At 73.2% G+C, this 12746-nt stretch carries 12 protein-coding genes and 1 pseudogene; 6 read left to right on the top strand and 7 right to left on the bottom strand.

All coding sequences use genetic code 11. The features are described 5' to 3' along the window. The 3 genes from SSNG_RS11160 to SSNG_RS11150 form a co-directional block, all read right to left on the bottom strand. On the bottom strand, positions 1-597 hold a 597-nt coding region (locus SSNG_RS11160), incomplete at its 3' end, for a carboxyl transferase domain-containing protein (protein ID WP_007263929.1). A gap of 1652 nt (positions 598-2249) precedes the next feature. Continuing rightward, the gene (locus SSNG_RS11155; protein ID WP_128636928.1) at positions 2250-3878 is read right to left on the bottom strand and encodes a GAF domain-containing protein; all 1629 of its coding nucleotides are present in this window, start codon (positions 3876-3878) and stop codon (positions 2250-2252) included. Then, positions 3875-4912, bottom strand: coding sequence for a rod shape-determining protein (locus tag SSNG_RS11150; protein WP_007263927.1), 1038 nt, complete (start codon positions 4910-4912; stop codon positions 3875-3877). Before SSNG_RS11150 ends, SSNG_RS11155 begins: the two co-directional genes overlap by 4 nt. A 222-nt stretch (positions 4913-5134) precedes the next feature. On the opposite strand from SSNG_RS11150, the gene SSNG_RS11145 reads away from it, so the two are divergent. Beyond that, positions 5135-5836: a triacylglycerol lipase gene (locus SSNG_RS11145; RefSeq protein ID WP_007263926.1), complete on the top strand. Its 702-nt coding sequence runs from the start codon at positions 5135-5137 to the stop codon at positions 5834-5836. 170 nt (positions 5837-6006) lie between these two features. On the opposite strand, the gene SSNG_RS11140 is transcribed toward SSNG_RS11145, so the two are convergent. Then, entirely contained in the window at positions 6007-6597 is a 591-nt protein-coding gene (locus SSNG_RS11140; protein ID WP_007263925.1) for a hypothetical protein, read from the bottom strand. A gap of 78 nt (positions 6598-6675) precedes the next feature. On the opposite strand from SSNG_RS11140, the gene SSNG_RS37860 reads away from it, so the two are divergent. After that, positions 6676-7362, top strand: a complete 687-nt coding sequence (locus SSNG_RS37860; protein ID WP_129593300.1) for a hypothetical protein — start codon at positions 6676-6678, stop codon at positions 7360-7362. Positions 7363-7515: 153 nt separating this feature from the next. Here SSNG_RS37860 and SSNG_RS11130 read toward each other — a convergent pair whose 3' ends face one another. Continuing rightward, positions 7516-7938 (bottom strand): MarR family transcriptional regulator, encoded by a 423-nt coding sequence (locus tag SSNG_RS11130; RefSeq protein ID WP_007263923.1) that lies wholly within the window; start codon positions 7936-7938, stop codon positions 7516-7518. 96 nt (positions 7939-8034) lie between these two features. Here SSNG_RS11130 and SSNG_RS11125 point away from each other — a divergent pair, with 96 nt between their 5' ends. The 3 genes and pseudogenes from SSNG_RS11125 to SSNG_RS11115 form a co-directional block, all read left to right on the top strand. Continuing rightward, a complete protein-coding gene (locus tag SSNG_RS11125; RefSeq protein ID WP_007263922.1) occupies positions 8035-9057 on the top strand; it encodes an NADP-dependent oxidoreductase in 1023 nt (340 codons plus the stop codon). 64 nt (positions 9058-9121) lie between these two features. Continuing rightward, complete coding sequence (locus SSNG_RS11120) at positions 9122-9547, top strand: organic hydroperoxide resistance protein (RefSeq protein WP_007263921.1); 426 nt, start codon at positions 9122-9124, stop codon at positions 9545-9547. A gap of 87 nt (positions 9548-9634) precedes the next feature. Continuing rightward, positions 9635-10363: pseudogene (locus SSNG_RS11115) on the top strand (EI24 domain-containing protein); the annotation flags it as partial. A 279-nt stretch (positions 10364-10642) separates the two neighbouring features. Here SSNG_RS11115 and SSNG_RS11110 read toward each other — a convergent pair. After that, positions 10643-11536, bottom strand: a complete 894-nt coding sequence (locus SSNG_RS11110) for an NAD(P)-binding domain-containing protein (protein ID WP_007263919.1) — start codon at positions 11534-11536, stop codon at positions 10643-10645. Between the two features lie 99 nt (positions 11537-11635). Here SSNG_RS11110 and SSNG_RS11105 point away from each other — a divergent pair, with 99 nt between their 5' ends. After that, positions 11636-11974 carry a helix-turn-helix domain-containing protein gene (locus SSNG_RS11105; RefSeq protein ID WP_007263918.1) on the top strand — a complete coding sequence of 113 codons (339 nt, stop codon included), beginning with the start codon at positions 11636-11638 and terminating at the stop codon, positions 11972-11974. A gap of 53 nt (positions 11975-12027) precedes the next feature. On the opposite strand, the gene SSNG_RS11100 is transcribed toward SSNG_RS11105, so the two are convergent. Then, the gene (locus tag SSNG_RS11100) at positions 12028-12744 is read right to left on the bottom strand and encodes a carbon-nitrogen hydrolase family protein (protein ID WP_007263917.1); all 717 of its coding nucleotides are present in this window, start codon (positions 12742-12744) and stop codon (positions 12028-12030) included. Positions 12745-12746: the final 2 nt, after the last annotated feature.

Raw genomic sequence — 12746 nt, 5'->3', positions numbered from 1 at the left:
CCCGTACTGCCCCTCGGCGGTGTACGCCGCCGGATCGGCGTCCGCCGGCCGCACCCGGGACCCGGCGAAGCCGACCTGCGCCCCGGGCAGCGCCAGCACGACATCGGCCCCCGCCCCGAGGGTGGCCCACCCGCCGCCGGTGGTGGGATCGCGCAGCACCGCGATCTGCGGCAGCCCGGCGGCCCGGGTGAGCACGCACTGCCGCGCCACCCGCTGGAGCTGGGTCAGCGCGAGCATCCCCTCCTGCATCCGCGAACCGCCGGTCGCGATCAGGGACACCAGCGGCAGCCGCTGCTCCCGAGCGTGCGTGTACGCGGCTTCGAGCCGGTCTCCGGTGCGCTGCCCGAGGGACCCGCCGAGGAACCCGAACTCGAAGGAGATCACGGTGGCCGGCCGGCCACCGACGAGGGCGGTGCCGATGACCACCGACTCCGACTCGCCGGTCCGCGCACCGGCCCGGGCCCGGGAGGCGTCGTACCCGGCCCAGCCGAGGGGCCCGTCGGCGGGCGACTCCCCGCGCGGCGCGGGGAGTTCGACGAACGAGTCGGGGTCGATGAGGGCGGCGATGGCGGCACGGGCCGAGAGACGGGTCGTCACCGGTCCACCCTAGGCGCAGGCGGCTCGCGGGGCCATCGACTGGCTCTCGGTGGGGGCCTGCTATCTCCCCCTCGACCCCCTGGGGTGGGGCGGGGGTTGCCCACCCGCCTCCCTGGGTGCGGGCCGGGGTGCCGGGGAGCGGTGTCCCCCTGGGACCGGATCAGGGAGGGTTGGGGGCTTCCCGTCAGTCCCATCGTCCTTCCGGTTCGGGCCGGTCCCTCAAGGGCGCTCCTTCGTCGCGTCGCTACGCGATCGCCTTCGGCGACCCTTGACCGACCGACCCGAACCGGAAAGCCGAAAGACTGCCGGGAAACCCCCAAAGAAACGGCACGGGGCAGAGGAGCAGGGACGGGCATCTCAGCGATGAGACGAGGGGCCGGGAGCCGGCCCGCCGGGCATCCGGGCTCGTCCAGCCCTGGCTCAGGGCCAGGGAGGCGGCCACCCGCACGAGAGGGTGATCAGAGCCCCCTGGGAAGCCCCCAAGCGCAGCAGATCGCTACGCGCTCCTCCCGTCTCAGCGTCAGACGACCGCCTGTGGCTGATTGCCGCACCCCAAGGACGAACAGAGCGGCCGAGGAGGCGCATGGGCGCGGCGGATCGCTACGCGCTCCTCCCTGCTCGGCGTCGGACGGCCGTCCTGGGCTGATACCCGCATCAGAGGGCGACCAGAGCAGCCCAGAGAGTCGGCAGGCGCAGCGGATCGCTACGCGCTACTCCCGGCTCGGCGTCGGACGGCCGTCCTGGGCTGATACCCGCACCAGAAGGCGAACAGAGCAGCCCAAGGAGCCGACAGGCGCGTCCGATCGCTACCCGCTTCCCTGGTCTCGGCGGCCGGCGGCCGTCTTGGGTCGATCATGAGCCCACAGAAGGCCCCCATGCCCCTTTTGCCTGCATTTGGCGGGCTGAGATGGGGTCGGACGGTCCTCTGTCGGAGTCTGCGGGTGAAAGAGACACCCGCAGACCCCGAAAAGCCGCCAAAAACCCTGCGCGAGGGGCGATTCACCCCTCGAAGGCCTTCGCCCGCCCCTTTCGTGCCCCATCCCAGCCCCAGACGGCCGTCCGACGCCGAGCAGGGAGGAGCGCGTAGCGATCCGCCGCGCCTGTCGGCTTCCTGGGGAGCTCTGTTCGCCCTCTGGTGCGGGTATCAGCCAAAGACGGCCGTCGGACGCCGAGACCAGGGGAGCGCGTAGCGATCTGGCGCGCCTGGGGGCTCCGCAGGGCGGTCTGTTCGCCTTCTCGTGCGGGTGGTCGCGCGCTGACTCCGGATCTCGGCTCTTGGGGGCCCGGATGCCCGGCGGGCCGGCCCCCGGCACCGCGCCTGGTCCCTGAGACGCCCGTCCCTCCTCTCTGGACCGTGCCGTTTCTTTGGGGGTTTCCCGGCAGTCTTTCGGCTTTCCGGTTCGGGTCGGTCGGTCAAGGGTCGCCGAAGGCGATCGCGTAGCGACGCGACGAAGGAGCGCCCTTGAGGGACCGGCCCGAACCGGAAGGACGATGGGACTGACGGGAAGCCCCCAACCCTCCCTGAGACCGCCGAAGGGGGTCCCGCTCCCGGAACCACCGGCCCGCAGACAAGGGGGCGGGTGGGCAAACACCGCCCCGCCCCTGGGGGGCGAGGGGGAGATGGCGGGCCCGGGCCGCAGGCCGCGTACCCCCTACAACCCCGCCTCCCACACCACCGTCGTCCCCCGCGTGCCCGCTTCCGTGCGGCCGTCGTCGGAGACCGTGAGGCGGACGCGGGAGGGGGTGGCGTCGATCTCGACCTCGATCGACGTGACCTCGCTGCGGCGGTGGGCCGCTGCAAGGGCGCTGCGGAGGGTGGCGAGCAGGGCCGTGGTGACGGGGTCCGGGAGGAGGGCGTCGACCGCGCCCGCGAAGTGCACCGACGGCTGGAAGCCCAGCAGCACCGCGGCTCCGCCGGTTTCGCGGAGCACCCGTCCGCGGAAGGTGGTGGGGGCGTCGCTCGGGGGTTGCTGGAGGGCGAAGATGGCGGTGCGCACCTCCTGGATGGTGGAGTCCAGCTCGTCCACCGCCCTGCCGAGCTCCTCCCCGACCTCGTCCCCGTCCCCGCCCCCGTCGTCGCCGCCGGCGGCGTTGGCCGAGCGCCGCCGGGTGCTCTCCAGCATCATCTCGGTGGCGAACAGCCGCTGTACCACCAGGTCGTGCAGGTCGCGCGCGATGCGGTCGCGGTCCTCGTAGACGGCCAGCTGCTCGCGGTCGTGCTGGGCGTCCGCGAGGACGAGGGCCAGCGCGGCCTGGGAGGCGAACTGGGAGGCCAGCAGCCGGTCCACCGCGTCGTACGGCTGGCCGCCCCGGGCCCTGGGCAGGGCGAGGGTGCCGATCAGCTGTCCGCCGCTCTGCAGCGGCAGCATCATGCTCGGCCCGAAGCGTTCGCGCACGTGGGTGGTCATGCGGGGGTCGGTGGCGGAGTCCTCTATGAAGACGGGTTCCCCGCCCAGCAGTTGGACCAGTACCGGTGAGCCGGGTGCGATGGCGGTGCCGATCAGGTCGCCGGGGTCGCCGTGGGTGGAGGCGGCGACGATCTCCATGCCGCCCTCGGGGGTGGGCTGGAGGACGACGCCCGCGGCCGCGTCCGCGAGCAGCCGGGCGCGTTCGGCGACGCACATCAGCGCGTCGGCCGCGGGTCGTCCCGCGAGCAGGGTGGTGGTGACGGCGGCGGCGCCCTCGATCCAGCGTTCGCGCCGGCGCGCGGTCTCGTACAGCCGGGCGTTGCCGATCGCTATCCCGGCCTGCGAGGCCAGTACGCGCATCAGTGCGAGGTCCTCGTCCGTGAAGGGGCCGCCGCCGCGCTTCTCGGTGAGGTAGAGGTTGCCGAAGACCTCGGTGTGCACCCGGATGGGCACGCCGAGGAAGCTGCGCATGGGCGGGTGGCCGGGCGGGAAGCCGGCCGAGCGGGGGTCCTCCGTGAGGTCGTCGAGCAGCAGTGGCCGGGGGTCGCTGATCAGGGCTCCGAGCACGCCGGCGCGGCCGTCGGGCAGGCGGGGGATCGCGGCCCGTTCGGCTTCGGTCATGCCGGAGGTGAACAGCTGGGTCAGCCGGGCGCGCTCGGGGTCGACGACCCCGAGCGCTCCGTACCGGGCCCCGCACAGGTCGGTGGCGGAGTCCACGACGTGCTGGAGGGTGGTGTGCAGCTCCAGTTCGGAGCCGACGCTGAGCACCGCCTCCAGCAGTACCGGGAGACTGCTCGAAGGCGCACCGGCCCCACCGGAGCCGGAGCCGGCGCCGGCTCCGGGGTCGGCTCCGGCGGGTCCGTCCAGGGTCATCCGGCCAGCGGGTTGAGGACCATGGGCGCGATCTTTCCTTCCAGCATTGCGCCGAGTCCCAGCACGGCGCACACGTCGGGCCGTTCGGCGATGGCGACGGGCATTCCGGTGGAGTCCCGCAGCATCTTGTCGAGGCCCGGCAGCAGGGCGCTGCCGCCCACCATCATGATCCCCCGGTCCGTCAGGTCGGCGACCAGGTCGGGCGGGCAGTCCCGGAGCACCTTGCCGATGCCGTCGAGGACGGCCGTGAGCGGGGTGTGGATGGCGTCCCGGACGGCGGCGGTGTCGACGTGGACGGAGCGGGCGAGCCCGGTGGCCACGTCGCGGCCGTGGATCAGGGTGGAGGCGGGGCCCTCGGGGGTGATGCCGTTGCCGTGCAGGGCCAGCTGGAGGGGGCGTACGGCCTGGCTGGGCAGCATCAGCTCGTGGGCGTGGCGCAGGTGCTGGACGACGGCGTGGTCGATGGCCTCGCCGCCGACGGGGATGCGTTCGGCGGTGACGATCGAGCCGAGGGAGAGTACGGCGATCTGGGTGGCGGCCGCTCCGCACACCATGATCATGGTCGCGGTCGGCTGTTCCACGGGCAGGCCGCAGCCGACGGCGGCCGCGATGAGGGTGTCGACGAGCTCGACGCGCCGGGCGCCGAGGCCGACCATGGTCTCCACGGCCGCCCGCTGGGCGAGCGGGTCGGCGTCGTGCGGGGTGCAGCAGGCGGCGCGCAGCCGGGGCTTGCGGCGCAGGGCGCGGCGGAGCTTCTCGCCGAGGAGGTGGCGCAGCATCCGCTGGGCCATCTCGATGTCGACGACGGTGCCGCCGGAGACGGGGCGTACGACCCGGATGTAGTCGGGGGTGCGTCCGGTCATCCGTTCGGCGAAGGTGCCGACGGCGATGAGGGCGCCGGTGCGGGTGTTGACCGCGGCGACGCTGGGCTCGTCGACGACCAGTCCGGCTCCCTTGACGTAGACGCGGGTCCTCGCGGCTCCCAGGTCGACGGCGACGTGGCAGCGGCGCAACTGCTCAAGACTGACGGTCACGGCAGATCCTCCCGAGAGCGCTGACGAAGGATGAGACCGGCGACTGCCGATCGCATTTCATATCTTCTCGGATAAATAGGGCATATCGCCCGTTGGAATGCTCCGGGTGGGGCGTGGCGTACGGGTGAGGGGTGCTGCACGGGGGTGGATTTCTGTACCGACAGGCAGCAGCATGCGCGGACCACCCGCGCTACTCACCCGTAACAAGGTAAAGGGGACCCGATGCTGACGCCCCGCCAGAGAATGCTGGCGTTCCTGACCCTCTGCCTCGCCCTCCTCGCGCCCTTTCCGGCCCAGGCGGCCGCCGCGCCGGCGGCCGACACGCCCGCCGCCCGCAATCCGGTGGTGTTCGTCCACGGATACAACGCCGACCCGGGGGTCTGGGGGTCCCTGCGCGAGGACCTGAGGGCCGACGGCTACGCGGACTCCCGGCTCTTCTCCTTCGGCTACGACACCCACCAGTCCGTCAACGAGGTGCTCTCCGGCCGCCTCGCCGCCTACGTCGACCAGGTGCGGCAGCAGACCGGCGCCGCGCGCGTGGACGTCGTGGGGCACTCCTTCGGATCGCTCGTGAGCCGCTGGTACGTCAAATACGGCGGCGGCGCCGCGACCGTGGACCACTGGGTCTCGCTGGCCGGCCCCAACCACGGCACGTCCACCGCCTGGGCCTGCGCCCTGTGGGACCAGGGGTGCCGCGACATGACCCCGGGCTCGTACGTGGTCAAGAACCTGGCGGCGGGCGACGAGACGCCGGGCGCGGTCAAGTACGCCACCTTCTGGTCGGACTGCGACGAGGTGGTCAACCCCGACAGCAGCGTCCCGCTCTCCGGCGCCCTCAACACGCCGGTCGGCTGCCTGAAGCACAACGACCTGCTCGGCGACGACGCCACCTCGGCCGGAGTCCGCGCCTTCCTGCGCTCCTAGGGCCTGTCGTCAAACTCCCGTCGTCGCCCGGAGGGCGGCCCCGCGGCGTCTGGTGCGTGCTCTCGGTGCGCCGGGCGGAAGCCCGCGTACTGGACGTACTTGGCTTTCGCCCGGTGCGGCGAGAGCGCGTGCCAGGCGTCGCGGGGCAGACGGGAGTTTGACGACAGGCCCTAGGGGGCGTCCTGGCCCGGCTCCACCCGCTGGAGCAGCCCGTACGTGAACTCCGCGACCAGCGGCCGGCCCGACGCGGTGAACGCGAGGCGCCAGCGTGTCGGCGCCGTGCCCTCCATCGGCCGCGCCGGCGCGAAGGCCCGGGCCACCTCGTCCACCGTCGCCGACCAGGGAAGCAGGTCCCCGGCCGTCTCCAGTACGGGCCCCCGCGCGCCCGGGGCCCGGACCAGCCACTCGTTCCACACCGCCCCGTCCGGCGCGGCCAGCACCTCGAACCGCAGCTCCGGCCACAGCGGCACCGGCCACAGCAGGGCCTCGCACTCCAGGTCCCCGATCCGGCGCGGCTCCGCGGTCTCCGGCGGGCCCAGCACCGACCGGTAGCGCGCCAGCGCGCCGCGGGAGCGGGGTGAGCGCACCATGGCCTGCCAGCGCCGGTTGGCCTCCCGCTGCTCGGCGAGCGAGGCGCCCAGGCGCAGCCGGGCCTCCTCGGCGAGGCCGGGCTGGAAGTCGGCCATCCTGCGCAGCAGCACCAGCTGGAAGGCGGTCGGCCCGAAGGCTCCCGACCGTCCCGGATTCGGGGTCGCTGTCATGGACGTAACGATTCCACACAGGATCCTTACGATCCCGGAATGCTTATGTTGCCGGGGACCGCATAGTTTGTGGGCGCCATGAACTACTTCTGCCCCGCATGTCAGAGGCACCTCAACGGCGCGCTCGCCTGCGCCGGGTGCGGAACCCCGGCCGAGCACCTGGTGGTCGCGGCGCCCAGCGCCCCGGCCCGGGGGCCCGAGCCGCAGCCCGCGCTGGCCGAGGTGTTCGCCGATTCGCTCGTCGTGCTGTCGGGCCCCCACGAGGGCCGGGCGGGCACCCGCAAGCGGGCCGTCAACCGCCGCAGACGCGGCCGGGGCGTGCTGGCGCTCGGCCTGGGGGTGGTGCTCGCGGCCGGGGGCTCGATCGCCGTGGCCCGGATCGTCGGCGACGACGAGGGCGTCGACCGGGCCGACAAGGTGGTGCTGACGGACAACGGGCCCAAGCAGCCCGACGCGCCGCCGAGCGTGGCGGGACCCTCCGTGCCGGGGGTCCTGCCGAAGGCCTCCGGCGGGGCGGCGAAGACGGCCCGGCCCAGCGGGAGCCCGAGCGGGTCGGCGACGCCTTCGGCGAGCGCGAGCGCCTCCGCCTCGGCGGCGACGCCCTCGCAGAAAGCTTCCGCCGACGGGACGTCCGTACAGCCGTCCAGGTCGGGGCAGCCCGCGCCGGGCCCGACGGGCACGGCGAAGCCGTCCCCGACCAAGACCAAGCCGGGCAAGCCGCAGCCCCAGCCGACGGAGGAATGCGTTTTCTGGATCTTCTGCTGACCGGGGCCTCTGCCGTCGGACTGGCGGCCCGCCTGACCGCCGGGCCGGCGGTCGGCCCCGGCGGTGGAGCGGCCCGGCCGGTGTGCCGGCCCCGGCTCCCTGCCGTCCCCGTGCCCCCGCGCGGTCGGCTGACCGGGGCGGACGGCCCCCGGCTCAGGCCAGCATCCGCCTGAGCAGGTCGCGCAGTGCCGTGCGCTCCTCCTCCGAGAGTCCGGCCAGCGGCTCGCGCGCGAAGTCCAGGGACTCGCGCAGCCGCTCCGCCGTCTCCACGCCCTGCTCCGTGGGGGCGGCCAGCTTCACCCGGCGGTCGGCCGGGTCCGGGCGGCGTTCGACCAGGCCGCGGGTCTCCAGCCGGTCGATGATGCCGGTCACGTTCGAGGGCTCGCAGCGCAGCTTCTGTGCGATGCGCCGCATGGGCAGCGGCTCCAGGGAGAGCAGGTTCAGCACCTTGGCCTGGGCCCCGGTGAGCTGGTGGCGGGCGGCCGCCTCCTCGTACTCCATGTGGTAGCGGGCCACGACATCGCCGATGAGCTCGACGACCTCGACGGTGACTGGGTCTGCGCGACGACTGGGCATGGCTCCAGGGTACCCGTTTACTTGACAACATGAAATATCCAGGCGCATGGTTGTTTCACGTTCTGAAGTAAATCTTCGTTCCCCCAGGAGTCCCTCATGTCTCAGATCCCCGCCGTCAGCCGCGAGTGGCACCTCGTCCGCCGTCCGCAGGGCTGGCCCGTGGCCGAGGACTTCGCCCTGCGCGAGGTGCCCGTCTCCGCCGAGCCCGCCCCCGGACGGATCCTGGTGCGCAACCTCCACATGTCGGTGGACCCCTACATGCGCGGCCGGATGAACGAGGGCAAGTCGTACATCCCGCCCTTCGAGCTCGACCAGCCGATGCAGGGCGGCGCGGTCGGCGAGGTCGTCGCCTCCGCCGCCGAGGGCATCCAGGTCGGCGACCACGTCCTGCACCCCCTGGGCTGGCGCGAGTACGCCGACGTGGACGCGCAGCACGCCACCAAGGTCGACGCCTCCCTCGCCCCGCTCTCCGCCTACCTCGGCGTCCTCGGCATGCCGGGCCTGACCGCCTACGCGGGCCTCTTCGAGGTCGCCTCCTTCAAGGAGGGCGACTCCGTCTTCGTCTCCGGCGCGGCGGGCGCGGTCGGCAGCCTCGTCGGCCAGTTCGCGAAGATCAAGGGCGCCTCCCGGGTGATCGGCTCCGCCGGCTCGGACGAGAAGGTGACGCTCCTCACGGAGAAGTACGGCTTCGACGCCGCCTTCAACTACAAGAACGCCCCCGTCGCCGAGCAGCTCCCCGCGGCGGCCCCCGGCGGCGTCGACGTCTACTTCGACAACGTCGGCGGCGACCACCTCGAAGCGGCCATCTCCGCCATGAACGTGCACGGACGCGCCACGCTCTGCGGCGCCATCGCCGGGTACAACGACACCGTGCCCGCCCCGGGCCCGAGCAACCTCATGATGGTCATCGGCAAGCGGCTGCGCCTCCAGGGCATCCTCGTCGGCGACCACTACGGACTCCAGCAGCAGTTCGTCAAGGACGTGGCCGGCTGGCTGGCCTCCGGCGAGCTCCGCTACGACGAGACGGTCGTCGAGGGCGTCGAGAACGCCACCCAGGCCTTCCTCGGAATGCTGCGCGGGGAGAACACCGGAAAGATGATCGTTTCCTTCTCGGGTTAGGCTCACCCCACGACCGTCGCGATCGTGGGCGCGCATCGCGGCGATTCATCTGGAGGAAGTCTTCATGTCCATCACGCAGACCGACGTCGCGTACACGGCCGTCGCCACCGCCGAGAACGGCCGTGACGGCCGCGTCGCCACCAACGACGGCCAGCTCGACGTCGTCGTGAACCCGCCGAAGGAGCTCGGCGGCAGCGGCGCCGGCACCAACCCGGAGCAGCTGTTCGCCGCCGGCTACAGCGCCTGCTTCCAGGGTGCCCTCAGCGTCGCCGCCCGCAACGAGAACCTCGACGTCACCGGCTCCACCGTGACCGCCGAGGTCGGCATCGGCAAGAACGACGAGGGCTTCGGCATCATCGTCAAGCTGACGGCCTCGATCCCGAACGTGGACGCCGCCACGGCCAAGGACCTGGTCGAGAAGGCCGACCAGATCTGCCCGTACTCCAAGGCCACCCGCGGCAACATCACGGTCGAGCTGAACGTCGCCTGACGTCGTACGACCGCGTCGCACGCCTGGTGAAGGCCGCACCCCCCAGGGGGTGCGGCCTTCGCCGTGCCCGGCCCATAAACTGACCCCATGCGTGATCTTGCGGGGGGCTTCCGGTACTTGCTGGCCGGACAGAGATGGGTGTTCCGGAACGGCCGCTGGCTGGGCTTCGGCCTGCTGCCGGGCCTCGTCGCGCTGGCGCTGTACGCCGCCGCGCTCGTCGGGCTCCTCTACGGCGCCGACGACTTCGTCCGATGGGCCACGCCCTTCGCCTCGGACTGGTCCTCGGGCTGGCTGAAGCTGTTCCGGGGCTTCCTGACGGCCGTGGTCGTCTCCCTCGGGCTCTTCCTCTCGGTGATCACCTTCACCGCCGTGACCCTGCTCGTCGGGCAGCCCTTCTACGAGTCCCTCTCCGAGCAGGTCGACCGGACCGAGGGCGGCGACGTCCCCGAGTCGGGGCGCTCCTTCTGGGAGGACCTCTGGATCTCCGCCCGGGACAGCGTGCGGTTGCTGGTGCGGGTGATGCTGTACGGGATCCTGCTCTTCGCCCTCGGCTTCATCCCGGTGATCGGACAGACCGTGGTGCCCGCGATCGGGTTCTGCGTGTCCGGCTTCTTCCTCACCCAGGAACTCACCTCCGTCGCCCTCCAGCGGCGCCGCGTGGACCTGGCCGAGCAGCTGGTCCTGCTGCGCGCGCGGCGGGCGCAGGCGCTGGGCTTCGGCGTGCCGCTGGTGCTGGCGTTCCTGATCCCGTTCGTCGCGGTATTCCTGATGCCCGGCGCGGTGGCGGGCGCGACCCTGATGGCGCGGGAGCTGGTCGGGGCCGATTCCTCCGAGGGCGGGTCCGAGGACGAGCCGGACGGCGATGACGGGCACGGCGGGCAGCAGTACGGACAGGGGCCGGCGGCCCAGGGACCGTACGGGCAGCAGTACGGGCAGTCCCAGGGGCAGGGCCCCTACGGTCAGGCGCCCCAGGGGCAGGCGCCCTACGGTCAGGCGCCCCAGGGGCAGGCTCCCAGCCCGTACGCCCAGGGCTCGAACCCCTACGGCCAGTCGTACGGCCAGGCCCCCAACCCCTACGGCCAGGGCTGACCGCGGCTACCGGCGCCGCAGCAGGGTGATCGCCCCGGTGGTGTCCTCGCCCGCGTGGGCCGCCGGGTCGGCCTCCAGCCGCTCGCGCATCAGGTCCAGGTACGGGACGAGCAGCTCGGCGCTGACCCCCTGCTCGGCGGCGGTGCGCAGCAGGGTGCCGCTGCCGGCGACCTGCATGGCCAGGCCGGACACCACCCCGGTGGTGAAGTCCCGGGAGGCCAGTCGCTCGGCGGCGTTGCCGACGAAGAAGCCCATCGCGCCCAGCCACTCCGACAGCAGCGGCGCGAGGGACCCGGGGGCGATGTCCTCGCCCTCGATCAGCGCGTAGGCGTGCGAGACCCCCGCGAAGAGCCCGTACATCGCGCTGAGCAGCGCGATGTCGTGCAGGGCCGCGTGGCCGGGGTCCTCGCCGACGAAGCGGGCTCCGGCCGGGACCTCCAGGGTGGCCCGGTGGGTGTCGAAGAGGGTGCGGGAGCCGCTGTGGAACACGTACGCGCCGGCTTCGGGCACACCGATCATCGCGGGCGTGGCCATGATCCCGGAGTCCAGGAAGCGGGCTCCGCGGGCCTCGGCCCAGGCGGCCCGGGCGCGGCCCTCGGCGGGGGTGCCGGTGGTGAGGTTGACCAGGTCCTTGCCGGTCAGGTCGATGCCGTCAAGGGCGGCCCCGACGCTGGCGTCGTCGAGCAGGCAGAGGACGACGAGGGTGTTCGCGGCGACGGCCTCGGCGGCGCTCGCGGCGACGGCCGCGCCCTCGGCGGCCAGGGCGCCGGCCTTGGCGGCGGTGCGGTTCCAGACGGTCAGGGGGTGCCCGGCGGCGAGCCAGGTGCGGGCCAGGGCGGTGCCCATGTCGCCGAGGCCGAGCAGGGTGAGCGGACGGTTCGTCACGTGTGTGTCGGTCATGCCGTTTAGCCTGGTGGCGAGGCGGTGGCGCGCTCAAGTACGCACTTCGGAGTGGGTGGTTACCCCGAGGTGAGCGAGCAGGTGGGAGGGGTGTGCGCGATGGCGGTGGCACGGCGGCCGGGGGCGGATCACTGCGGGATCGCCGCGGCGATGGCGGTGATCGACGGCAAGTGGAAGGTCTCCCTCTTGTGGGAGCTGGAGCGCAGCCCGCGCCGCCGTTTCGGCGAGCTGCGCCGACTGGTCCCCGGGGTGTCGGAGAAGGTGCTCGCGGCGCAGCTGCGCGAGCTGGAGACGGACGGCATAGTCCACCGCGAGGTGTACGACGAGGTCCCGCCGCGCGTGGAGTACTCCCTGACCCCGCTCGGCGAGGAGCTGAACGGGGCCCTGGAGGCGCTGGGGGAGTGGGGCACGAAGCACCTCCTCCCGGACTCCGCCTGAGCGCGCCGCGCCCCGGTGCCCCGCCGGCGCGGCCGGGGGCCCGGCGGAGGCCGTCAGGCCGCGGGGACGTCGGCCGTGACCACGTCCGGGCCGTCGGCGCCGGCCTCGGCGAGGAGGGTGCCGTCCGGGGACCAGACCGCCGCGCCGCCGCAGCCGGTCCAGGGGCCCGCCGGGCCGACGTGGTTGGCGAGGACCACGTACAGGCCCTGCTCCTTCGCGAGCCCGGGGTGCACGGTGGCCCGCTCGGGGATGCCGTCGCCCGTGCCGTACAGGGAGCTCGCCAGGTGCACCGTGCAGCCGTCGGCGGCGGCGCGTGCGGCGAGGTCCGGGAAGTGGTTGTCGAAGCAGACCCCCAGCGAGAAGCGGACGCCGCCGAGCTCGAAGCGGCCGTCGGCGGTGCCCGCGGCGAAGGCGCCCTGCTCGTGCTGGTAGAGGTGCTGCTTCGCGTACGTCGTCACGTGCGCGCCGTCCGCGTCGTACACCAGGGTCGCGATGGCGGGCAGCGGCCCGTCGGTGCGCAGGGCGACGTTGACGGCCACGGCGAGGCCGGCGGAGCGCAGCCCGTCCAGGCGGGGGTCCTCGGCGTCGGCCAGCCACAGGCCGGGGTCGGCGGCGAGGGCCTCCAGTTCGTACCCGGTGAGCGTGAACTCCGGGAACACCACCAGCTCCGCACCCTGTTCGCGGGCCCGGGCGGCGAGGGCCTCGGCGTTCGCGGAGTTGGCGGCGACGTCGGCGGGGACGCAGGTGAGCTGTGCGGCGGCGATCTTCATGG

Source organism: Streptomyces sp. C (assembly GCF_000158895.1).
Taxonomy (GTDB): Bacteria; Actinomycetota; Actinomycetes; order Streptomycetales; family Streptomycetaceae; genus Streptomyces; species Streptomyces racemochromogenes.
The sequence above is the reverse complement of the archived record's forward strand: the minus strand, read 5'-3'. Positions and strand labels throughout refer to the sequence as shown.

Excerpts from the sequence above, each read along its gene's own strand:
- SSNG_RS11155 (WP_128636928.1), bottom strand. The coding sequence starts at position 3,878 with ATGACCCTGGACGGACCCGCCGGAGCCGACCCCGGAGCCGGCGCCGGC.
- SSNG_RS11145 (WP_007263926.1), top strand. The coding sequence starts at position 5,135 with ATGCTGACGCCCCGCCAGAGAATGCTGGCGTTCCTGACCCTCTGCCTC.
- SSNG_RS11140 (WP_007263925.1), bottom strand. The coding sequence starts at position 6,597 with ATGACAGCGACCCCGAATCCGGGACGGTCGGGAGCCTTCGGGCCGACC.
- SSNG_RS37860 (WP_129593300.1), top strand. The coding sequence starts at position 6,676 with ATGAACTACTTCTGCCCCGCATGTCAGAGGCACCTCAACGGCGCGCTC.
- SSNG_RS11130 (WP_007263923.1), bottom strand. The coding sequence starts at position 7,938 with ATGCCCAGTCGTCGCGCAGACCCAGTCACCGTCGAGGTCGTCGAGCTC.
- SSNG_RS11125 (WP_007263922.1), top strand. The coding sequence starts at position 8,035 with ATGTCTCAGATCCCCGCCGTCAGCCGCGAGTGGCACCTCGTCCGCCGT.
- SSNG_RS11120 (WP_007263921.1), top strand. The coding sequence starts at position 9,122 with ATGTCCATCACGCAGACCGACGTCGCGTACACGGCCGTCGCCACCGCC.
- SSNG_RS11110 (WP_007263919.1), bottom strand. The coding sequence starts at position 11,536 with ATGACCGACACACACGTGACGAACCGTCCGCTCACCCTGCTCGGCCTC.
- SSNG_RS11105 (WP_007263918.1), top strand. The coding sequence starts at position 11,636 with ATGGCGGTGGCACGGCGGCCGGGGGCGGATCACTGCGGGATCGCCGCG.
- SSNG_RS11100 (WP_007263917.1), bottom strand. The coding sequence starts at position 12,744 with ATGAAGATCGCCGCCGCACAGCTCACCTGCGTCCCCGCCGACGTCGCC.